Source organism: Leptospiraceae bacterium, assembly GCA_016708435.1.
Taxonomy (GTDB): Bacteria; Spirochaetota; Leptospiria; order Leptospirales; family Leptospiraceae; genus UBA2033.
In genome coordinates, this window is the sequence record JADJFV010000001.1 from 51,369 (window position 1) to 72,321 (window position 20,953).

Annotated in this window: 21 protein-coding genes and 1 tRNA gene; 7 read left to right on the forward strand and 15 right to left on the reverse strand. The window is 35.5% G+C overall.

What is annotated here, in order from left to right; genetic code table 11:
* Positions 1-64 precede the first annotated feature (64 nt).
* The 3 genes from IPH52_00315 to map form a co-directional block, all read right to left on the reverse strand.
* The gene (locus tag IPH52_00315) at positions 65-997 is read right to left on the reverse strand and encodes a sigma-54-dependent Fis family transcriptional regulator (GenBank protein MBK7053483.1); all 933 of its coding nucleotides are present in this window, start codon (positions 995-997) and stop codon (positions 65-67) included.
* 14 nt (positions 998-1,011) lie between these two features.
* Positions 1,012-1,698 (reverse strand): flagellar motor protein MotB, encoded by a 687-nt coding sequence (locus tag IPH52_00320; GenBank protein ID MBK7053484.1) that lies wholly within the window; start codon positions 1,696-1,698, stop codon positions 1,012-1,014.
* Positions 1,699-1,986: 288 nt separating this feature from the next.
* Positions 1,987-2,733 carry a type I methionyl aminopeptidase gene (gene map / locus IPH52_00325; protein MBK7053485.1) on the reverse strand — a complete coding sequence of 249 codons (747 nt, stop codon included), beginning with the start codon at positions 2,731-2,733 and terminating at the stop codon, positions 1,987-1,989.
* Between the two features lie 352 nt (positions 2,734-3,085).
* Between map and IPH52_00330 the strand changes: the two genes are divergently transcribed.
* A complete protein-coding gene (locus tag IPH52_00330) occupies positions 3,086-3,451 on the forward strand; it encodes an RNA-binding protein (protein ID MBK7053486.1) in 366 nt (121 codons plus the stop codon).
* Between the two features lie 69 nt (positions 3,452-3,520).
* Here the strand turns inward: IPH52_00330 and IPH52_00335 are convergent, their stop codons facing one another.
* The 5 genes from IPH52_00335 to IPH52_00355 all read right to left on the reverse strand — a co-directional run bounded on the left by IPH52_00335 (position 3,521) and on the right by IPH52_00355 (position 7,477).
* The gene (locus tag IPH52_00335) at positions 3,521-4,276 is read right to left on the reverse strand and encodes a TlyA family RNA methyltransferase (protein MBK7053487.1); all 756 of its coding nucleotides are present in this window, start codon (positions 4,274-4,276) and stop codon (positions 3,521-3,523) included.
* Entirely contained in the window at positions 4,257-5,162 is a 906-nt protein-coding gene (locus IPH52_00340; protein ID MBK7053488.1) for a polyprenyl synthetase family protein, read from the reverse strand. Before IPH52_00340 ends, IPH52_00335 begins: the two co-directional genes overlap by 20 nt.
* Positions 5,163-5,334: 172 nt before the next feature.
* Positions 5,335-5,751 carry a nucleoside-diphosphate kinase gene (gene ndk, locus IPH52_00345; GenBank protein MBK7053489.1) on the reverse strand — a complete coding sequence of 139 codons (417 nt, stop codon included), beginning with the start codon at positions 5,749-5,751 and terminating at the stop codon, positions 5,335-5,337.
* Between the two features lie 14 nt (positions 5,752-5,765).
* On the reverse strand, positions 5,766-6,266 hold the full coding sequence (gene coaD / locus IPH52_00350; protein MBK7053490.1) for a pantetheine-phosphate adenylyltransferase: 501 nt from the start codon (positions 6,264-6,266) through the stop codon (positions 5,766-5,768).
* 2 nt (positions 6,267-6,268) lie between these two features.
* Positions 6,269-7,477, reverse strand: a complete 1,209-nt coding sequence (locus tag IPH52_00355) for an argininosuccinate synthase (protein ID MBK7053491.1) — start codon at positions 7,475-7,477, stop codon at positions 6,269-6,271.
* 196 nt (positions 7,478-7,673) lie between these two features.
* Here IPH52_00355 and IPH52_00360 point away from each other — a divergent pair, with 196 nt between their 5' ends.
* Positions 7,674-7,961, forward strand: coding sequence for a hypothetical protein (locus tag IPH52_00360; GenBank protein ID MBK7053492.1), 288 nt, complete (start codon positions 7,674-7,676; stop codon positions 7,959-7,961).
* On the forward strand, positions 7,958-8,293 hold the full coding sequence (locus IPH52_00365) for a hypothetical protein (protein MBK7053493.1): 336 nt from the start codon (positions 7,958-7,960) through the stop codon (positions 8,291-8,293). The genes IPH52_00360 and IPH52_00365 overlap by 4 nt, the downstream gene beginning before the upstream one ends.
* A 197-nt stretch (positions 8,294-8,490) precedes the next feature.
* On the opposite strand, the gene IPH52_00370 is transcribed toward IPH52_00365, so the two are convergent.
* From IPH52_00370 to IPH52_00400, 7 genes are all read right to left on the reverse strand, one after another.
* Entirely contained in the window at positions 8,491-10,101 is a 1,611-nt protein-coding gene (locus IPH52_00370; GenBank protein MBK7053494.1) for a methylcrotonoyl-CoA carboxylase, read from the reverse strand.
* Positions 10,102-10,103: 2 nt separating this feature from the next.
* Positions 10,104-11,141 (reverse strand): glucose-1-phosphate thymidylyltransferase, encoded by a 1,038-nt coding sequence (locus IPH52_00375; GenBank protein MBK7053495.1) that lies wholly within the window; start codon positions 11,139-11,141, stop codon positions 10,104-10,106.
* Positions 11,142-11,150: 9 nt separating this feature from the next.
* Positions 11,151-12,983, reverse strand: coding sequence for a glutamine--fructose-6-phosphate transaminase (isomerizing) (gene glmS / locus IPH52_00380; GenBank protein ID MBK7053496.1), 1,833 nt, complete (start codon positions 12,981-12,983; stop codon positions 11,151-11,153).
* A 5-nt stretch (positions 12,984-12,988) separates the two neighbouring features.
* A complete protein-coding gene (gene glmM, locus IPH52_00385) occupies positions 12,989-14,365 on the reverse strand; it encodes a phosphoglucosamine mutase (GenBank protein ID MBK7053497.1) in 1,377 nt (458 codons plus the stop codon).
* 33 nt (positions 14,366-14,398) lie between these two features.
* A tRNA-Val gene (locus IPH52_00390) sits at positions 14,399-14,471 on the reverse strand.
* Between the two features lie 128 nt (positions 14,472-14,599).
* Entirely contained in the window at positions 14,600-14,866 is a 267-nt protein-coding gene (locus IPH52_00395; protein MBK7053498.1) for a 30S ribosomal protein S20, read from the reverse strand.
* Between the two features lie 346 nt (positions 14,867-15,212).
* Complete coding sequence (locus tag IPH52_00400) at positions 15,213-16,292, reverse strand: hypothetical protein (protein ID MBK7053499.1); 1,080 nt, start codon at positions 16,290-16,292, stop codon at positions 15,213-15,215.
* 121 nt (positions 16,293-16,413) lie between these two features.
* On the opposite strand from IPH52_00400, the gene IPH52_00405 reads away from it, so the two are divergent.
* From IPH52_00405 to IPH52_00420, 4 genes are all read left to right on the forward strand, one after another.
* Positions 16,414-17,127 carry a hypothetical protein gene (locus IPH52_00405; GenBank protein MBK7053500.1) on the forward strand — a complete coding sequence of 238 codons (714 nt, stop codon included), beginning with the start codon at positions 16,414-16,416 and terminating at the stop codon, positions 17,125-17,127.
* 215 nt (positions 17,128-17,342) lie between these two features.
* Positions 17,343-17,633: a hypothetical protein gene (locus IPH52_00410; GenBank protein MBK7053501.1), complete on the forward strand. Its 291-nt coding sequence runs from the start codon at positions 17,343-17,345 to the stop codon at positions 17,631-17,633.
* Positions 17,627-19,774, forward strand: a complete 2,148-nt coding sequence (locus IPH52_00415; protein MBK7053502.1) for a response regulator — start codon at positions 17,627-17,629, stop codon at positions 19,772-19,774. The genes IPH52_00410 and IPH52_00415 overlap by 7 nt, the downstream gene beginning before the upstream one ends.
* A 160-nt stretch (positions 19,775-19,934) precedes the next feature.
* Positions 19,935-20,930 (forward strand): hypothetical protein, encoded by a 996-nt coding sequence (locus IPH52_00420; protein MBK7053503.1) that lies wholly within the window; start codon positions 19,935-19,937, stop codon positions 20,928-20,930.
* Positions 20,931-20,953: the final 23 nt, after the last annotated feature.

The window sequence follows — 20,953 nt, forward strand, 5'->3', positions numbered from 1 at the left end:
GATTAACAAGATTTACAGGATGAATAATCCCAAAATTATTTTGCATGATTTACAATCAGCTCAATTACTCTAGATTGTATTCTTTGAGCTTGCGATAAAGAGTTCTTTCTGATATACCCAATAATTTAGCGCATTTATCACGATTACCTGCAACTGACTTTAGATTTTCTCGAATAATTTCCTTTTCATACTCAATCATTGGAATTCCGGGGATAATATTCAGTTTACCCCCTGATGCAATAGACGAAACAGCAATAAAATCTTTTGGAACTTGACTGATATCCAAAACCTTCTCAGAAGAAAGAATTATCATCCCTTCTAGCATTGTTTTAAGCTGAGCCACATTTCCAGGCCAGTCATACTGGAGAATAAATTGTATTAGCTTCTCGGAGAGACGAGTAATATTTTTTTTATATTTTGTTTTAAATTCTGTAACAAAATAATTCACCAAGAGAGGCAAATCTGATTTAACATCTCTTAAGTTCACAGTATGCAGACAGATTAAATTTATTTTTTGAAATAAATCCTTTCGAAATAATCCATCTTTCACCATTTGCGGCAAATGTTTATTAGACGAAAGAAAAATTCTAGAAGAAAAATCTACTCTTTCCTTTTTTGCTGTGACAAATTCTTGATTGTCTAAGATTCTAAACAAGATAGCTTGTCCCTCGGTATCTAAAAATTCTAGCTTATCAAAATATAGAGGTGCCGTTACTTTAATGCTTTCCGCCCGAATATGTAGAGATTTAGATGTTTTATTTGCATATTGTTGAATTAACAAATTCCAATCAGAAGAAAAATTAGCACAATCAATTTGCAAGATTCCTTTCCCTGCGATTAAGCTCGCAATTAAATTCTTGCCTGTTCCTGCATCCCCTTGAATATATACAGGAACATCTAATTCTGCAAGGCTTATGATTTTATCTTTTAATGCAACTATTGGTGAAGATGCTCCTATCAACTGATTCACTTCAAATGATTCTAGACTATTTTTCATAGAAGAGGCTACTATTACTTATTCTCTTTGGACTCAAGCGAACCGTCTTTACCAACTTCCGACTTAGCTGTATTATCCGCCATATTCTTTAAGTCATCGTATCCGGGTAACAGAGAAAGATCAGGCACAACTACAATTTCAATTCTTCTATTCTGTGCTTTATTTGCACTTGAATCATTTGGAACAACTGGTCGGCTATCTCCGAAACTAGCAGCAGATATTTTGGATTCAGGCATCCCAGATCTGACCATAGTATTAAGAACATTAATCGCTCTATCCGCCGCCAAATCCCAATTAGTCTGCCCTATCACTCTAAATCGGTCACTATCAGTATGTCCTTCGATTTGAAATTTACGGTTCTCAATTCTGGCTAATATGCCTGTTACTTCTGAAATTGCTTTTTTGCCATTAGCCGACAAAACCTTTGAACCAGAAGCAAACAATACATCTGACGAAAGAACAATCACCATTCGTCCGTCAATGATCTTGATTTTTAATTTTCCAGTATCAATAAATGCTTTGAATTTATCAAGAAGACCTTTAAATTCTTGAATCCGCGCTTCTGATTCTTCTTTCCTTTTTCTTAATTCTTCTAAGGCTTGAGCCATTTCATCTTTTTGTTTACTGAGTGCATCTTTCTGATTATTTAATTCGTCTTTCTCTTGACTCAGTTCTTCCACAGAGCCTTCCATTTGACTCATAGAACTACGCAGAGATATTTTATCACGAAGTAGATCATTATACTTACTCTGTTTTATTTTTAATTCCTCTTTACATTCCTGTGTAATCTTGTCTTTTCCCGTTTTACATTCTTCTTGCAATTTAGCAAATTTATCTTTTTCTAAATTCAATTCCTCCTGCAAATTCTTTTCTTTGTCATCGCAAGATTTTTGCAAAGATTCGTATTTACTTGTTGAGACACATCCAACAAAAAGAATGAAAAATATAAAAAATATTCTGTGATAGATCATTTCAAAAATTCCTAAAATTTAAAGTTGAGTAATTAAGACAGGATAACCTTTACGGATAACAAGTGTATGCTCAAACTGCGCAACTAGACTTCGATCCGGTGTCTTCAGTGTCCAACCATCTGATTGTTCAACCACATGAATTGCGCGCATCGATACAAATGGTTCAATTGTAATTACCATCCCATCCTCTAAGAAACGCTCGTCATTCTTGTCATAAAAGTTAGCAATAAACCGAGGCTCTTCATGAAGAGCGGTTCCTACTCCATGACCTCCTAAGTTTCTAATTACAGTATAACCACCATTTTGCGCAATATCTTGAACAGCTTTACCGATTTGATTAATCCTAACTCCTGCTCTTGCCGTATTCACTGCTTTGTCCAGAGCCGAGCGTGTAACACGAAGTAATCTCTGAGTCGGACCATGATAAGGTGGAATCTGAAAGGATGCACCTGTATCTGCAAAATATCCATCTAGCTCAGCGGATACATCTATATTAACCAAATCCCCAGGAGCTAATACACGATTAGACGGAACCCCATGTGCAACCTCTTCATTGACAGAAATACAAGTTGTCCCGGGAAAATTATAAGATAGTTTTGGAGCCGAACGAGCTCCTTTTTTTTCTAAAAGCCTCTCCCCAATTAAATCTAAATCTCTTGTATTCATTCCGGGTCTCGCAGCTATTCTCATTTCTTTGAGAACTTGCGAAACAATGAGCCCGATTCGTTTAAGAAATTGAATATCTTTAAGAGAGTTTATTGACATGATAGTTTTCTCCTGAAATGAAACCCTACATTGAGAGAATAAGAAGTATAAATGGCATCTTCTCCATTCTAAAATACAGTAAATTCTTGTAAAGTTTTGTTGACAAATTCCTAATCGGCTTTAGTCTCGTAATTGCTTTGGACTTTTTGATTTTTGCATGTGTTATTGATGCTTGTTTTGAGAATTTCTCTTTTTCTTGTCTCGCCTCTTCTCTCACAATTCTTTCTAAAAGACAAAAAGATTTTACGTTTTAATTTGGATTTTTGTTTTTTTAGTCTTAACAGAATAAAATTAATTTTCCTAATAAATTTGTAAATTACCAAACCAAAAATTACATTTAAGGATTTTGAATATGAATATTTACGTAGGAAATTTAACCTATGAAGCAAGTGAAGCTGATGTTAGACAAGTTTTTGAAACTTTTGGAGAAGTTACTTCTGTTAAGATTATTACAGACAAATACACCGGACAATCTCGTGGTATTGGTTTCGTAGAAATGGCTAACAAGAAGGACGCTTTAACAGCTATTAGCGATTTGAACGGAAAAGAGCTAAAAGGTCGCGCATTAAAAGTTAACGAGGCACAACCTAAAAAAACCTACGATAATAACGGTGGCGGTAATGGCGGAGGAAATCGTAGTTTTGGTGGCGGTAATGGCGGTGGCGGCGGTGGAAACCGTGGCGGCAGAGACAGAGATCGTCAAAGACGTAGCTGGTAATTATTTACCACGTAGGGAACGCATATATGCGTTCCCTACAAACAACGATAACGTTCAAAATAAATAAATTCAAATTTCCCAATAAATAAAAAACTCTCGATTCCCCGAAGCACCTCTAATTCCTGAATTACAAATTCCTTTTATCTCAGCTTTCACTTCATAGCGCAAATACTTGGTTATTTTTCTCAATACCTGCCAATGAACACGTCCATCTTTCACAATTCCTTTTTCTGTTTGATCTGGTAGACACTCAAACTGCGGTTTAACTAGATTAACCACTTCAAATTTTGTAGACGGAGACTCTGCTTTTAACTTTTGAATCACAGGAAATATACTTAAAAGAGAAATAAAACTCAAATCCATTACGACAAGCAGATAAGAATGCTTTGCCTCTAAATCTTCCCATGAAAGATTTTTTACATTAAACCTATCTTTTAGTTTCACTCGATTGTTATTTTGTAGCCTACTCGCCATTTGCCCATAACCAACATCAAATGCATATACTGTCTCTGCACCACCGAGAAGTAAAACTTCCGTAAAACCTCCAGTAGAAGCCCCAAGGTCAATACAGATTTTCCCGTGAGAGTTAACACCAAATGCTTTAAATGCAGATTTTAATTTGAATGCCCCTCGACTTACATATTCAGGAATTCTATCTAGAACTTCTAACTTTGCATCTTTAGAATATTTAAAACCGGCTTTGGTAATTTTTTCTCCATTGACAATGACCGACCCTGAGAGGATAAGAGAGATTGCCCTCTGTAAATCATCACAAAGTCCACGCTCTACAAGAAGAGCGTCGAGTCTAATTTTTTCTTTCTGCAATGTAAACCGGTAGTTTTTTAAAGAAAATAGAATTGGAGTCTTCTAAGCTTTCGGCGATAGAAATTAGTTCCTGCTTAATCTCATCCCGTAAATACTTAGCTTTTTCCATTCCATAAAGAGATGGGTAAGTTAATTTTCCATGTGATGCATCTTTGCCTGGAGTCTTTCCTAATTCTTCAAAAGAACTCTCCTCATCTAAAATGTCATCTGTGATTTGAAATAATAATCCTATCTTTTCTCCATAAAATCGAAACGTTTCTTCTTTAACTTTCCATTTTTCAGAAAGTCGATTTCCGATTAAGAGAGAAGATACAATTAAAGCTCCTGTTTTTTTTCTGTGTATAGAGGCTAACGTTTCTTCACTAAAAAGAGTTGGATTATTTTCTAATTGTAAGTCTTCCATTTGACCAGACACCATCCCCGGTCCACCCGCACCTTCATGTAAGAGTTCCAGAATATCTCTATGCAGATAAGCATCATTTGCCTTTAGGCTAGCAACAAGATAAAAACCAAAAGAATTCAAAGCATCTCCGGCAAGTATAGCAGTAGACTCAGAGAACTTTTTATGACAAGTCAAGACACCTCGTCTATAATCGTCATCATCCATAGCAGGCAAGTCATCGTGAATAAGAGAATAAGTATGAATACATTCTAAAGCAGAGCCCATAAATAAAACGTTATCCGTTATATCTTTAGAATTTGAACTGAGAAAAGCAGAAATGGCAAGAACAGGTCGAATCCGTTTGCCTCCTGCACTCAAACTATAAATAGAAGCTTCAGCAAGAACGGGATGGAATTTTTTTTGTAACTGTGTAAATATTACTTCATGGAAAAAAGTTTCAAACTTTTGCTTTCGTTCGTTGAATAAAGTTAGAAAATTTTCCATCTTGTAGGAATTCAACCTAACCCCAATTTTATATTCGTTGTATCGTATGACCGATAAAGTCCCCTTCCCTAGCTTCCCCCTTTTGCAAAGGGGTTAGGGGATTTTAGGGAAGGGGCGACTTCTTTGCATACTACAAAAACTCAGAGTCTGGGGTTAGGTCAAGAGGCTAATCTTAATTAACCAATTCAAACCCTTTGAAGAAAAAGGTAATTTCTGAGTTTGCGTTTTCATCGGAATCAGAACCGTGAACAGAGTTTGCACCTTTGCTTTCAGCATACATTGCGCGGATTGTTCCTGGTTTTGCTTCTTTTGGATCTGTTGCACCAATTACATCTCTCCAATGAAGAACTGCATTTTCTCTTTCGAGAGCAGCAACGATGATAGGACTTGCAGACATATCTTTACAAAGCTCAGCATAGAAAGGGCGAGCTGCATGAACTTTGTAAAATTCTTTTGCATCGTTTTCAGCTAACTTAACATATTTCAATCCAAGAATTTTAAATCCTTCTTTTTCAATGCGAGCGATAATTTCGCCTGCATGTCTGTTTCTAACTGCATCTGGTTTAATCATTATAAATGTTCTAGACATTTGTTTTTCCTCTTTTATTTTAATTCTTTAAATTTATTCAATAATGCTTCATTTATGAATTCGTGAACATGACTCGCTACACTGCGACCATGCCTTGCTACTTCTTTTACAATACTTGAAGATACGAAAGAATTTTCTCCCGATGCCATAAAAAATACAGTCTCCAGATCAGGAGCTAATTTTTTATTCATAAGAGAAATTGCATATTCGTAATCAAAGTCGGTTACTGCGCGTAATCCTCTAATGATTGCACTTGCCCCTCTCTCTTCACAAAAGTCCACAGTAAGACCACTGAAGGTAGCGACTTCTAATCTATCTTTGTCAATTCCTAAATCTTTTATTACGCGGTGAATCAGCTCTAGCCTCTCATCTATCGAGAATAAAGACTGCTTTTTAGAATTCGTAGCAACAGCAATAATCACTTGATCAAATAAACTAAGGGCACGTTTGGCAATATCAATATGCCCATTCGTCATTGGATCAAATGCACCGGGGTAAATAGCGAGTTTTCTCATGCTTACTTTCTGAGCCGCGCTGTTTCTTTGGTTGGAAGACCGTAGATATTGATGAATCCTTCCGCATCATACTGATCGTATAATTCTTCTTTTTCAAAGGTTGCCATTTCGTGACTGTATAGTGAAACAGAAGATTTTCTTCCGGCTACTGTGCAGTTGCCTTTGTAAAGTTTCACTTTGACAGTCCCTGTCACATAACGTTGCGTTTCCGCTATATAAGCTCGCATTGCTTTCATTTGGCTTGAGAACCAATGCCCATTATAAATGAGGCGAGCAAAGCTAGTTGATAAATCATCCTTCTGGTGTTGTGTATCTCTATCAATTGTAATAGATTCTAAATCACGGTGCGCTATATGTAAAATAGTTCCGCCAGGAGTTTCATATACACCGCGCGACTTAATACCGACTAAACGGTTTTCTACAATGTCAACACGACCTACTCCATTTTCTCCGCCCACCTTGTTTAAAAATTCCATTACTTCCAAAGGATTCATGCGTATAGAATTAACCGCAACACAATTTCCTTCTTCGAAGTCTAATTCTACATATGTAGGAGAATCAGGAGCTTTCTCAGGAGAGACTGAAAGTAAAAACATTTCTGGATCAGGTTCTTTATAAGGATCTTCTAATATTCCACCTTCAAAAGAAAGGTGAAGTAAATTTCTATCCATCGAATACGGCTTAGAGGCAGTAACCGGAACTGGAATTCCTTTTTTCTTAGCGTATTCAATTAAATCAGTTCTTCCTTTGAATTCCCATGTGCGCCAAGGAGCAATAATATGTAATGCAGGGGCTAATGCCTTGAAACCCAACTCGAATCGAACTTGATCGTTTCCTTTTCCTGTAGCACCGTGGGAAAATGCATCTGCCTTTTCGGCTAACGCAACTTCTACCATTGCCTTTGCAATAATAGGACGAGCGAGTGATGTTCCTAATAGATAACGCATTTCATAAATAGCAGAGCCTTGGATGGCAGGATAAATAAAATCCCTTGCAAACTCTAAACGCAAATCTTTGATGTAGACTTTAGACGCTCCCGTCTTAATGCCTTTTTCTTCAAGACCTGTCAGTTCTTCTTTTTGACCCACATCAGCGCAAAAAGCAACAACTTCACAACCATAAGTATCCTTTAACCAGGCAAGAATCACCGAAGTGTCCAAGCCCCCAGAATACGCGAGCACGATTTTTTTTGGGGAAAATTCCTTCTTCATTTCAATCGTCAAATTACCACAAAAGGCTTTTCTGACAATGAAGTTTTAAGTTGGTTTATTCCCAGAATGATTGCATTTCCTTTCGAATCGAACATGAGTAGTCGAAAGACGGAAAGAATTATACAATTCTCTTTGGTCATAAATTACTTGACTTTCAAAGGAATTAAGAAGAAAAATAATTTTGGAGGATAATACAATGGCAGTCGAAGCATACATGAATCTTTTTTGGAAAAACTGGCAAGGCAAAAAGCCCGATAAACCTTTACAGTCATTGATTAATACTTCTCTTCGAGAAACTTATTATTCTCTCGGTATTAAAAAAGTGAAAGCCCTAGAAGGCATCAAAGGAATCGTAACCAAAAATAAAGTTTATCCCGTTCATCTCGTTAAAGATAAATTTTTTCCCCAAGGGGAAGAATGTATTGTAGGGAATAATAAAGAGTATGTGACACTAGATTGCTTTAAGAGGGAAGTTGTTCCTTGATATTTGGAACTATTATTGTTTTTGCCGGAATTCTATTTCTCGGTAAAGTCTGGGGAAAAATTCGCCCAATGATTGAAATAGAAAAAGATGATATTACTTATCACGCAGGTATCAGTCATTCCTTTAAAAAAGGAATGATTCCACTTTCTAAAAATGATCTAGAAAATTCAGACCTAGAATTGGGGGATGATTGTTTTTCTGGACTCTCCAATAAAAGTAAACTAAAATTAAAGTATGGGATAATGGGTAACACCAAGTCTGAATACGACGAAAAACTTCTTGATGTAAATCCTAAATTAAAATCAAAAGTGAGTAAAAGGAATAATAAGTAAGGATAAGCAGAGAATGAATTAAGCGAAGTAACTTCATATTCGAATAAGAAAATGCTATACCAACTTGGATATTAAAGAATGGTTTTAGTAACTAAGCCAGATTTCCATTCGCGTTGCCGGTTCAAATTGACCGGAGTAATATTAAATCATTACTTCTTGAGATTCCCGATTGAAAATTTCGGGAATGACAACCAAAATCACATCCGATAAATCCCATACTTAGGTTCAGGTATATCTTCCTTAGCCGCGAGAGCGAGAGCTAGACCTAAAGCATGACGGGTTTCTTTTGGATCGAGGATTCCATCATCCCAGAGACGGGCAGAACTATAAACACAGGAAGAGCGATTGTCGTAGTCTTCTAAGATTGGACGTTTAAATTCTGCTTGTTCTTCGGCTGTCATAGTCTTTCCTTCTTTGGAAAGCTGATCTAGCTTTACGGTTAAAAGCACATTAGCCGCTTGCTCGCCACCCATGACAGATATTTTAGAGTTAGGCCACATCCAGAGAAGTCTTGGATCGAAAGCACGTCCGCACATACCGTAATTACCTGCTCCATAAGAGCCTCCGATAATCACTGTAAACTTTGGAACGACAGAAGTAGAAACTGCATTTACCATCTTGGCACCGTCACGCGCAATCCCTGCGTTCTCGTATTTTTTTCCAACCATAAAGCCGGTAATGTTTTGTAAAAATAAAAGTGGAATTTTACGAGCATTGCATAGCTCGATAAAATGAGTAGCCTTAAGAGCACTCTCAGAAAATAACACACCGTTATTCGCAATGATACCAATAGGATAACCATAAATATTCGCAAATCCAGTTACAAGAGTGGTTGCATAGAGTTTTTTAAATTCTTGAAACTCGGAGCCGTCTACAAGTCTTGCGATAATTTCTTTTACTTCATAGGCTTTGCGAGTATCTCTTTGTATGATTCCATAAATTTCATCAGCCGGATAGAGAGGCTCTTTATAAGTAATTCCCTCTTTATTTGTGCGAGTCGAAATATTTAGAGTCTTTACGATCGAGCGGGTAATTTCGAGTGCATGTAAATCATCTTCCGCATAATGGTCAGTTACCCCTGATGTTCTACAATGAACATCAGCACCACCGAGTTCTTCGGGAGTCACTACTTCCCCGGTAGCCGCTTTTACGAGCGGAGGTCCACCTAAAAAGATAGTTCCGTTTCCTTTTACAATGATAGACTCATCACACATAGCAGGAATATACGCACCACCCGCTGTGCAACTTCCCATGACGACTGCAATTTGGGCAATCCCTTTGGCTGACATTTGTGCTTGATTAAAAAATATTTTTCCGAAGTGATCTTTGTCTGGAAATACTTCGTCCTGTTTAGGAAGAAAGGCTCCCCCTGAATCTACAAGGTAAATACAGGTCAGTCGATTTTGCATTGCGATTTCTTGGGCGCGAATATGTTTCTTGACGGTTAATGGATAGTATGTGCCACCCTTCACAGTTGCATCATTGGCAACAATCACACAATCTACACCACTCACTCGTCCAATTCCAGTAACAATTCCCGCAGAAGGAATAACGTCCGGATAAACTGATTCTGCCGCAATCGGTGCGATTTCTAAAAAGGAAGTCTCTTTGTCGATTAAAGTTTGAATTCGTTCGCGTGCAGTAAGCTTTCCACGCTCTTTGTGCTTAGCGATGGACTTTTCACCACCGCCAAGTTTAATTCGATTGATTAATTTCTTGATTTCAGAAGTTTTAGATTCTAAATCTTTGTAGTTCTCTTTAAATTCTTTTGAGCTAGTGTCAATTTTAGATTCTAAGATTTCTGCCATTTCTATCCTTCGTATAGGCTTTTTAAAAGAACTTCCTCTTCGAAGCTGAGAGTTTGATTTCTTCTTGCCATTATTTTTTTTGTATCTTGAATAAAATGGTCTAGTCTATATTTCTCGGAAGATTCTGCCCAAGAGAAAGGAGGCATATAGCCATTAACCCGTGCTTTCGTAACATTAGAGCCTATGTCAACAATAGTTCCAGTATTTAGCATTACGCCTATCGCAATTTTTGAGAAGTCCCCTATGATAGAACCAAATTTAATTGTGTCTGTGCTAATTTGCTTGCTCTGATATTTAACTTTCACAATTCCATAATTGTTTTTTAAATCACTTGTCGTTGACATCGCTCCCATATTCACCCAACTACCAATATGAGAATGACCGACAAATCCTTCATGGTGTTTGTTAGCAAAGTTTTCAAAGATAGAATTTCCAACTTCCCCACCAATCCGACATGCTTGACCAATGATACTTGCCCCTGTAATTCGGGCATTGTCTATCTGTGCATCTTCTGCTATATAGAGAGGTCCTTCCAAAAAAGAAAAGGAGGTAATCTTTACATTCTTATCAATGATAATAGGTCCTGAACTAACATCAAATACTACATTCGGATATATTATAGAACTAGGATGAACATACAAGTGTTTGCTCTTTCCATAAATGTGAAAGCGATCCGCCTTGACTTTAAATTTCTTCTGCCATTTAGCGGTTTCGTCAAAGTATCCAAGATCATCATCAATTTGTTTAGAGATAAGTGGGAGTAATTTCCAGGATAGAAAATCGTTAGGCGTAATCTCTAAGTCTATCACTTCTTCATTGTATAACTTGCATTCTGGATTTCTTTCTAGAAACGCTTTTGTAAAAAAAGGATTCGGATTTTTATAATAAATCAATGCGCCGGGATGCGCTAATCTAAGTCTCCGAATCGTAGTAAAAATTCCATTACGGATTTCAGAGAAGGACTTAAAGCGGGTAATCACTTCTAGCCCCTCCGGAGTTTCTGATTCATTGATTAATATTCTATGAATTTTACTCTTCATCGGATAATCCTATTCTACCGTTACCGACTTAGCTAAGTTACGTGGCTGATCAGGAGTGCAACCACGAGCAATTGCAACATAATAAGACAATAGCTGAAGTGGTATCACGTTAAGAATTGGACTTAAGAACTCATGACAGGCAGGAACTTCAAAACAATAATCCGAAAGAGACTTTGCTTCTTCATCTCCTTCCGTGACTATGCTAATTATTTTTCCATGTCTTGCTTTGATCTCTTGAATGTTAGAAATCATCTTTGGATAGATGTCTGATTTGTTTGCGATACAAACAACAGGAACTTCATTTGTAATGAGTGCAATCGGTCCATGTTTAAATTCACCACCTGCATATCCAGAAGCATGAATGTAAGAAATCTCTTTGAGTTTGAGAGCGCCTTCGAGTGCAATGGGATGATTATAGGTTCTACCCAAAAACACGAAGTCCTTGGTATTAATAAAATCACCTGCCCATTTTTCTATCTCCGAAGATTTGTTTAGAATGTATTCAATCTTTGTCGGTAATTGTTTAATTTCATCAATTAATTCTTTTCTGAGTTCATCCGACATCATCCATTTAATAGAAGAGAAATACATAGCGAATAAGAGTAAATGCAATACTTGAGCAGTAAATGCCTTAGTGCTTGCAACACCAATTTCCATTCCCGCACACGTGTCGATAAATGCGTCAGACTCCCTAGCTATCGTAGAATTTACATTGTTCACCATGGATAAAACTTTTAAGAACTTTGCTTTTGCTTCATGAATACTCGCAAGAGTATCCGCAGTCTCACCAGATTGAGAAATCGCAATAATGAGAGTATCCCCTTCTACTACGGGATTACGATATCTAAACTCGGAAGACATTTCTGTATCAGTCTGAATCTTAGTGAATTGTTCGAGGTAATGCTTTCCAATCATACCGGAGTGTAAACTTGTGCCAGCTGCTTGAATTACAATTCGATTTACCTTGGAGAGGTTTTCTTTGCTTAGCCCCATCTCGGAAAAATCTAATTCCCCATTTTCTTTTATTCTTCTATCAATGATCTTTCTGAAAATGCCTGCTTGTTCATGAATTTCTTTAAGCATGTAATGAGGAAAACCACCCTTATCCACGTCTTCCCATTTAGCTTCTTGTTTTTTCATTTCAGGAACAACATCATTTCCATCAAAATCAAATAAAACTAATTCATCTTTAGAGAAATATCCCCATTGCTTTGGTTTAATATAACATACTTCACTAGAATTTCTTACAAGAGCAGACAAATCAGAAGCTAGAAAATATTCTTTCTTTCCTTTTCCAATTAATAGAGGAGCACCATCTTGTGCAAAATAAACTTTATCCGGCTCTTTTTCGAATACAGCGGCTATTGCCCATTTACCTTGAATGATTTTAAATAAATTCAAAAACGCTTCTTTAATTGTTTTCTTTGCGCTCAATTCTTGCGAAAGCAAATGAGCAATTACTTCTGTATCAGTGTTACTGAGAAAAATATAACCAAGAGATTGCAATTTCATTTTTAATTGCATGTAGTTTTCAATGATACCATTATGGACGATAGCAATAGTTTGTTTTTCATTTGAATGCGGATGGGCGTTTACTTGCGATGGCTCGCCATGAGTAGCCCATCTAGTGTGTCCGACGCCAACATTTCCGCGAACCGGCTTTTCTCGAAGGAGTGCTTCGAGTGCTTTGATTTTTCCTTTTTCTTTTCTGATTTCCAGTTCATCGTTGTCAATGACTGCAATACCAGCAGAATCGTAACCTCTATATTCTAGACAAGCTAGACCTACCATCAATACCGACTCTACACTTTTGTTTCCTGCATATCCTACAATTCCACACATAGTTTTTAACTCTCTATTTTTTCTTTCGTTTTTTTAAGAAGCGTCTGCAAATCGTTTTCGCTTTTGGCTTCCGCAATAATTCGGATGATCGGCTCTGTATTGGATGCTCTTACATGCACCCAAGAAGAAGTAAAATCAAATCGAATTCCATCTTTGTCGTTTATTTTACTATCTTTGTAACTCTCTTTTAGTTTATTAAAAATTTCTTTAATGTCCCTACCTTGAATGGAAATACTTTCTTTTTTCATGAAAAGTTTTGGCATAATATCTAATTGCTTGTCTACTGTAGTTTTGTTCGAGGAAAGAAAATTTAAAATATGACCAATGCCCGCTAGAGAATCTCTTCCAAAGGAACTAATCTTTGGATCAATCACTCCACCGTTTCCTTCTCCACCAAAGAAAGCTTTTGACTCAATCATTTCTTTTACTACATTTGCCTCGCCTACTTTCGCAAGAAGTAGTTTCTTCCCGTAAGGCTCTATAACTTCCTTCGTGATAAAGCTAGTAGACAGATTCACAACTACATTTTTTAATTTTGAGTCTAATACAGAGTAAACGCTCAAAGGCAAAGTATATTCTTCTGAAATCACACCTCTTTTTGGGGTTAATACTATTAGCCGGTCAGCATCAGGATCTAAAGCAAATCCAATATCTGCATCCGTCTTCTTCATTAACTTAGCTGTTTTAGCAAGAGCAGCCGGTGTAGGCTCAGGCGGACGCGGAAACTTTCCATCTGGAGCGCAATATTGTCTGTATACCCCACAACCCAATCGTTCGAGAAATGCCGGAACAACTATGCTCCCACCACCATTAACTGCATCTACAAAGACTTTAAATTTTTTCTTTTTAATCTTAGCGAGATCAATTTGCTTTAAAACTGATTCAAAATGTAAATTCGTAAACTCTGACGAAACATCTTTCTTAGAAGAGCCAGGTGCAAACTTAGGTAAAGGAAGATTATCCTCTACGATGAAAGATTTTAATTTATCAATTTGCTCTGCATCAAAGAAAAAACCATTTTTCCCAACAAACTTAAACGCATTCCACTCAATTGGATTATGCGAAGCGCTAATCATAATCCCGCCATCGCTTTTAGTTTCGTTGACGATTGATTTTAAAGTAGGTGTTGGAACAATACCGATTGTTTTAACATTAACTCCAAGAGAAAGGAGAACGCCAGAAACAAGGTTTTCGATAAACTCACCACTAGGCCTTGAATCCCTACCAATGATGATAGTCTTGGGGTTTAAGACTTTTGCAAATGCTAATGTGAAGGAGACGAGATTCTGAAGATTGAGACCTGAGGGGATAATCCCCCGTATCCCAGAAACAGAAATCATTAAAGAATTGGAATTCGTTATTGAAATTTCTTTGTAGTTCATATTAAATTTTGTTAAAATTTAATAAATAGAACATGGGCGATGACAGGATTGAACTGCCGACCCGCTGCTTGTAAGGCAGCTGCTCTCCCAGCTGAGCTAATCGCCCTGAGAATACATTCCAGAAAAAATAAATATAAGATTTTGTCTAGCGAAAATAGAAAAAACTTACAGATATTTTAATTTTTATGAAATTCGCAGACAGGGTCATTTATTCTAATTATTATTTCTTAAATATTAACTCTTTATAGCTGCGATTTTAACAGAAATTCTACTTTTGCTTCTGTTTGCAGATTTTTTATGAATAATCTTATCTTTTGCAGCTTTATCTACAAGAGACGCATATTCGTTATAGAACTTGAGAGCATCTTCTTTCTTGCCTGCTTTCACTGATTTTAGAATGCTTTTTGCAAAAGTTCTGATAGAGGACTTTTTCTTTGCATTTCTTTCTCTTCTTTTTTCTGATCTTCTAATGTCTTTTTTGGACGATTTTAAATTTGCCAATGTAATTAACCTTTAATAAATAATTTTCCTGATTGTACTAGCTATCCTGTGATTTGGGGACTTTGAGTCAAGTTAAAATAAAATTTTCGGTGGTTGAAGTTTAATAATTGGGTGTTTGGTATAAAGGGATTCTCAGGAAGACTCAATTACGGGATTCCTTTTACCTTTGTATAAGAAGACGATGCACATAACATAGGGTAGGAATGGGTTCCCTTATACCTTAAATATGGGTTCAGGGGGCATAGGGAACCTATAGTGAGTCTATGTTTGAACCCATAGCTAACCTATATTTGATAGAACGTCATCTTAAACACACCTTATACAAAGCATTAACTTCTCCCCGACCTCAATCACTTTGAATCACGCTATTCTCTTTAAAGAAATCAAGATAAGAGCGGAGCATTCTACTTGCGGATAATCCGTAAAAGCCGTTCTTTCTATTTTGGCTTGCGATTTTGAAAAGGGTATCCCATTGATTGTAAAGAGTTTTGTAAGCAAAAAAGAGAGAGTATTTTCGATCATAGATATGAGTGGATTCTGCTTCGCTTCCGTTGACTTCTAGAATTTTGAAATCTCTTCCGTTGGATAATGCTTGTTTGTCTTTGAACTTAATGTCCATGCGTCCGAAGTCGTAACCTTTTACGGAAGAAAATATTTCTTCTAGTCTTTTGAATGTTTTCCCTTCGATGTCATTGATTCCATCCTCGAAGATTGCACCCTGACAATGATTTCCGGCACTACAGATTCGAAAGTTAGTTTCAGCAGCGATGATAGTATCAAGATGATTCTTGTTCTTTTCAAAATACGCACTTGCCATATACTTTGCTCTTTTATCTGATAGAATTAATTCAGATAGAGAAGATTTGCCATCTCCTTTTAAGAAAGGTAGGATTTTGCGGGTAATAGACGTTATTCTGCCCTTTGGTTCAGATGGGATTTTCACCCAGAAGACTCCGTATTCTAGTGGATACTCAATGTATTCCTGAATTAGAAAATCTCTATTGCAGAGCCTTGTGTATTCTAATAGGTCATTTCTATTGCGGATGATTTTAAATCCATTTCCTCTATGTCCCCGATCTGGCTTACAAATGACTGGATAGTTTAATTTATTCTTTTGAATCTGTTCCTCTATCGATAAAAGGTTTTCCTTATTATTGACTTCAATTAAGATTGTTTTGGCTACAGATTCCGGGTGAGAAAAAAATTGTGAAATCATATCATATTTTGAATCAAATGCCATTCCCCCTGCCGCAAAACAAGGATTAACTGCTGAAATCGCTGTAAAGGAGATTCTATATTTTAGCATCAAAAAGATATAATAGAAAAATACAGGTATATAAAAAATATTTGCAGGCAAAAATTCCCAGTGTTTATAAGACAAGAGCTTGTAATATTTGATTTTTATTTTGTTTTGCAGTGAAATCATTCTAGTTTCCTTTTCCAACTTTGACTCTCATACCTTATGAAACAAGTCATTTCGTTTTTTCTTTCTATCAAAGAATAATTGCTAGAAAACAACTAGGGATTTTTTAAAATAGAGCCTAACAATGAATACCATCAAGTTATTTTGGAAAAGAATCAACGAAATAGGTCTAAAAAACAAAGAAATTGACTCCATTGAGTCAAGATCAGTCGTATACTCAAATCAATTCTCTTTTATCATCGCACTACTCCTTTTTCAAAATATTTTATTCAATGCCTTTTACAGTCTTTTTCTTTATTCTTTTTTAGATTTTATTTTAATCCTATTTTTATTACCCGTTTTTATTTCAAACAAACATCGGTTTTATAAAAGTGCTGGTATATATTTAGTATCCTTTGCTAATCTCGGAATCTTTATTATCGACTCAATGGTAGGAAAAGAAGCGGGGAATTATATGTATTATGTGTCAGTCATTCTGTTAAACTTTTTCGTAATTGACTCTTCTAAGAAACGCATAATCATAATTAACTTTTTAATCACGAGCTTACTTTTGATTAGTCTTGAATTGACTGATCATTCTTTGTTTTTGGATAAGACACTAACTATTTTTCACAAACAGTATTTATTCACCATTGCAGTTTTTACCAATTGTAGTTTTATAACCTTTTGTCTCTATCGAATTATTTACAACCGCTCCAAGATAGAACTCGAATTACAGAACGAAGAGAAAACTTTAAAATCCATATTTAACTTTAGCCCATTAGGAATTGCCCTACTCAATAAGATAAAACAATCGAATCGTTTAATATCAATTTCAAAAACAATTTTTCAAAAATAACCAATCTGGAAATTCAAACAAACAAAAACTTGCTTGATTATGTTTCAGAAAATGATCTTCAAAATTTTAGAAACTATTTTAGTCTAATCGAAGAAGGTAAAACCATTCGAATATAAAAAAACTTTAAAACTGATTTTACATCCAATTGGTTTGATATTACATTTAGTCCAATCCTGGGAAATGATAATTCGTGCAGTAAAATAGTTCTAACTTTTGTGGACATTACCAAAAGAAAGCAACTTGAAATAGAAGCAGAAGTCGCAAAAGAAAAAGCAGAAGCGGCTAATACTTCTAAATCGCAATTTTTATCTTCCATGAGTCGTGAAATAGGAACTCCTATGAACGCAATCATTGATCTAACAGATACACTGATCGCGGAATATCCACGCAAAGATCAAAGGGATAGTTTAAATCAGCTTAAATCTTCCAATGAAAAATTACTGATTCTTATTAAGGATATTGTCAATTCTGAAGCGAGAATACAAAATAATAGAAGTATATGCTAAGAAAAATTTGGTTTAAAATATTACACTTAGGAGTAAATGATGACTTACCGTTTGATAGCGTTCGTAAAATAATAGCAATTAACAGAATACTTTTCATAATCTGTTCTACATCTGCTATTAATTTAATTGGCGATTGTTTCAAAGAATTATATTTCTATGCGATTGTCGATGCGGTTATCATTGTTTCATTCAGTTTCTTCTTTTGGCTCAGTTACAAAGGCTACTATAAATTATCCTTTCATTGTATAGTCCTATCCTTGAACTTCTTCCTATTCATTCTTGCATCGTCTACAGGAACTCAATCTGGAATTTTTTTACTTTTCTTTCCTCTCATAATTATCAGTTTCTTTTTCATAGGCATAAATCAAAGAGTTTCTCTATTCTTTTACTCATTTCTACCCATAGCGCTTCTAACTATAACGGTTACTACTGATTATTCTCTTTTAAAGAGACAATCAATTAGCATAGATGCAATGAATTATTTATTTTTTGAATCTATCCTTTCTATTATTATTTTCACAGGGTATAGTCTATACACAATAGTTGAAACAAATGAAACCATTGAAATAAAACTTCGCGAGAATAAAGCTAATCTAAACGCAATCTATAATAATGGTTTATTAAACATAGTTTTTATTGATAAAGAAATGAGAGTTAAAAACTTTAATGAACTTGCAAAGGAAAACTCATTAAGCATATTACACCTTCCCATCAACAAAGGCGATTACTTTCTTGATTTTATTTTAAAAGAAGACAGAAAATATTTTATCCGTAGCATCAAAAAAGCTCTCAATGGTAAAGTGACCTATCTAGAAAAGAATGTAGCAACAGATGAGTATGACCTTTGGTTTGAATTGCATTTTTGTCCAGTCCTCGATGAGAGCAAAAATGTAGAAGGTATAATCATCGCAGCAACAAACATTACCGAAAGAAAAAGAATTGAAATCAAAATATCAGAAGCCAGAAAAAATGCAGAAGCGGATAATAGAAGTAAATCCCAATTTTTATCATCGATCAGTCAAGAAATCAGAAATCCAATGAATACATTGATTGGAACAGTCGGAGAATTAATAGGTAATAATCCAAGAGAAGATCAGTTTATAAAACTATCCAATCTAAAAACTTCAGCCGAAAAGTTTTTAATTATAATAAATGATATATTGGATTTCAATCGCTTGGATACAGGCGAATTTGAGTTAGACGAATCTGAATTCAATTTGATTCATCTATTAACAACACTTACCAATTTTATTTCGCCATTAATCACTAATAAAGACTTGGAATTCGTTACAATTTATGATGAAAAAATTCCGACCGTATTAATTGGAGATTCAGTAAGACTCTCTCAAATTATCACAAACTTAATAGGAAATTCCATTCGTTATACTGATCGAGGCAAAATTGTTTTCGAAGTAAAATTAGAAGAGGAGAGTATTCAGTATTCGCAAGTAGGATTCTACATTTCGGACACAGGCTATGGCATAGAAGAACATACGATTGATAGCATATTTGAATCTTATGATTCTGCTTACTCCAATCTAAATGGAATCCTTCCTAGCTCAGGATTGGGATTAGTGATTACAAAGCGTCTATTGGAATATATGAACACAACTATCTTTTTAGAGAGCGAACTAAGAAGAGGAGCAAAGTATTATTTTACTTTAAAATTCAAAAATACTGAAAGAAGCGAATTAGATAGTCTAAATTACGTCATAGAGAAACGAGAGAAAAGTCCCTATAAGAAGCTTAAGAATATGCGATTACTATTGGTTGAAGATTACTTAATAAATCAAATGATTGTAGAAGAATTTTTAAGTAAATGGGAAGTAAACTTAGACATAGCGGATAACGGTCTTCAGGCGCTTGGATTGATTGAATCAAAGGACTACGACATTATTTTGATGGATTTACAAATGCCAGAACTCGATGGATTTGAAACAACCAAAAGAATTCGAAGTAAGACAGACTTAAAATATAAGAATATACCTATACTTGCTCTTACAGCCTCTTCGGTTAATGATATTCGAGCATCGATTATCGAAGCAGGAATGAATGATTATATTTCAAAACCCTTTGAGTCAGAAGAATTATACGGAAAAATATTAAAATATACGGAGAATAACAATGATTCTTTGTTTTAAATAAAGGAAATCGCCTGTGCTAATTTTCACGGAGCTAATGCTTATTTTGATGGAAAATTTAGAAAAATAAAATAGTCGTTCTTAGACTTGACGAAACAAGTTCAATTATACAAATTACAAAAGTATTCTTTTGCATAACAACTAATAGGATGTAACCACAATGAAACAACTTCTTTTCTTAGCTAAACCTTTCACTCTCATCGGGTTTATTTTTTTTATAAACGGATGCGCACTCTTGCAACAGTTTTTAGGTGGAGATAACCAACCTACTTTTTCTCTCAAGAGTGTAGACATCACCAAAATTACTTTGGAGAATATTTCTTTAAAAGTATTGACCAATGTAAGAAATCCCTACCCTGCTGCACTACCAAAATCCATTTTGGATATGAATGTATCTATCGAAGGAACAAATCTAGCAAAATTCTCAAAGATGGATCTCGGAAGAATTGAAGCAAATTCTAGCAAAGATTTGCCCGTTGATGTAATCATGAAATACACAGACTTAGTAGACATATACAAGAAGATTCCAGGCAAAGATCTGTTAGACGTTAAGCTAGATGGAGTATTAAATGTCCCTATTCCAGAAAAATTACAAATTGCAGGCAAGACATCCTTTGATTTTCCTTTCACCCAGGGCAAACAAATTCCAGCAGTCTTACCAACAATTGACATTCGCAATTTTAAAATCATTAAGCCTGAACCAACACAAATAGTAAGTAGCGCAAAAGATGCAGTAACCGCAACAGCTATGAATTACCTCGACAGCCTTTTAAGTGGCAAGAAAACTACCCCAGTATCTGCCGTCCAAGCAGGACTTGCAAATGTAGACATAGACGTAGCAACAGAATTCGAAATTGCACTAGCCAATCAAGCAGCAGCAGCTTTAAAATTCAGTGATTTAAAATACGATCTAGCACTCAATGGAGAAAAATTTCTTTCAGGAGTTCCTGTAGATATTATCAACAATGGGAAAGAATCTATTGTAAAGGTTAAGACGAGTTTTCCGCTAAAATCAGTTTCCAGTGGTATTGCCGATGCAATTCAAAAAAGAAGCTCTGACTTTAAATTAATCGGCTTATCAGGATTAAACGTTCCAGGCTTACCCGATGGAACAATGAACTTTGAATACGACAAAAAAGGAAATTTCAAATGGTAGTTTGAGATTCTAAAGGAATAACA

What these genes read in the sequence shown, in the direction of transcription:
- IPH52_00315 (MBK7053483.1), bottom strand. Translation starts at nt 997, where the DNA reads ATGAAAAATAGTCTAGAATCATTTGAAGTGAATCAGTTGATAGGAGCA.
- IPH52_00320 (MBK7053484.1), bottom strand. Translation starts at nt 1,698, where the DNA reads ATGAGTCAAATGGAAGGCTCTGTGGAAGAACTGAGTCAAGAGAAAGAC.
- map (MBK7053485.1), bottom strand. Translation starts at nt 2,733, where the DNA reads ATGTCAATAAACTCTCTTAAAGATATTCAATTTCTTAAACGAATCGGG.
- IPH52_00330 (MBK7053486.1), top strand. Translation starts at nt 3,086, where the DNA reads ATGAATATTTACGTAGGAAATTTAACCTATGAAGCAAGTGAAGCTGAT.
- IPH52_00340 (MBK7053488.1), bottom strand. Translation starts at nt 5,162, where the DNA reads ATGGAAAATTTTCTAACTTTATTCAACGAACGAAAGCAAAAGTTTGAA.
- ndk (MBK7053489.1), bottom strand. Translation starts at nt 5,751, where the DNA reads ATGTCTAGAACATTTATAATGATTAAACCAGATGCAGTTAGAAACAGA.
- coaD (MBK7053490.1), bottom strand. Translation starts at nt 6,266, where the DNA reads ATGAGAAAACTCGCTATTTACCCCGGTGCATTTGATCCAATGACGAAT.
- IPH52_00355 (MBK7053491.1), bottom strand. Translation starts at nt 7,477, where the DNA reads ATGAAGAAGGAATTTTCCCCAAAAAAAATCGTGCTCGCGTATTCTGGG.
- IPH52_00360 (MBK7053492.1), top strand. Translation starts at nt 7,674, where the DNA reads ATGGCAGTCGAAGCATACATGAATCTTTTTTGGAAAAACTGGCAAGGC.
- IPH52_00370 (MBK7053494.1), bottom strand. Translation starts at nt 10,101, where the DNA reads ATGGCAGAAATCTTAGAATCTAAAATTGACACTAGCTCAAAAGAATTT.
- IPH52_00375 (MBK7053495.1), bottom strand. Translation starts at nt 11,141, where the DNA reads ATGAAGAGTAAAATTCATAGAATATTAATCAATGAATCAGAAACTCCG.
- glmS (MBK7053496.1), bottom strand. Translation starts at nt 12,983, where the DNA reads ATGTGTGGAATTGTAGGATATGCAGGAAACAAAAGTGTAGAGTCGGTA.
- glmM (MBK7053497.1), bottom strand. Translation starts at nt 14,365, where the DNA reads ATGAACTACAAAGAAATTTCAATAACGAATTCCAATTCTTTAATGATT.
- IPH52_00400 (MBK7053499.1), bottom strand. Translation starts at nt 16,292, where the DNA reads ATGATTTCACTGCAAAACAAAATAAAAATCAAATATTACAAGCTCTTG.
- IPH52_00405 (MBK7053500.1), top strand. Translation starts at nt 16,414, where the DNA reads ATGAATACCATCAAGTTATTTTGGAAAAGAATCAACGAAATAGGTCTA.
- IPH52_00415 (MBK7053502.1), top strand. Translation starts at nt 17,627, where the DNA reads ATGCTAAGAAAAATTTGGTTTAAAATATTACACTTAGGAGTAAATGAT.
- IPH52_00420 (MBK7053503.1), top strand. Translation starts at nt 19,935, where the DNA reads ATGAAACAACTTCTTTTCTTAGCTAAACCTTTCACTCTCATCGGGTTT.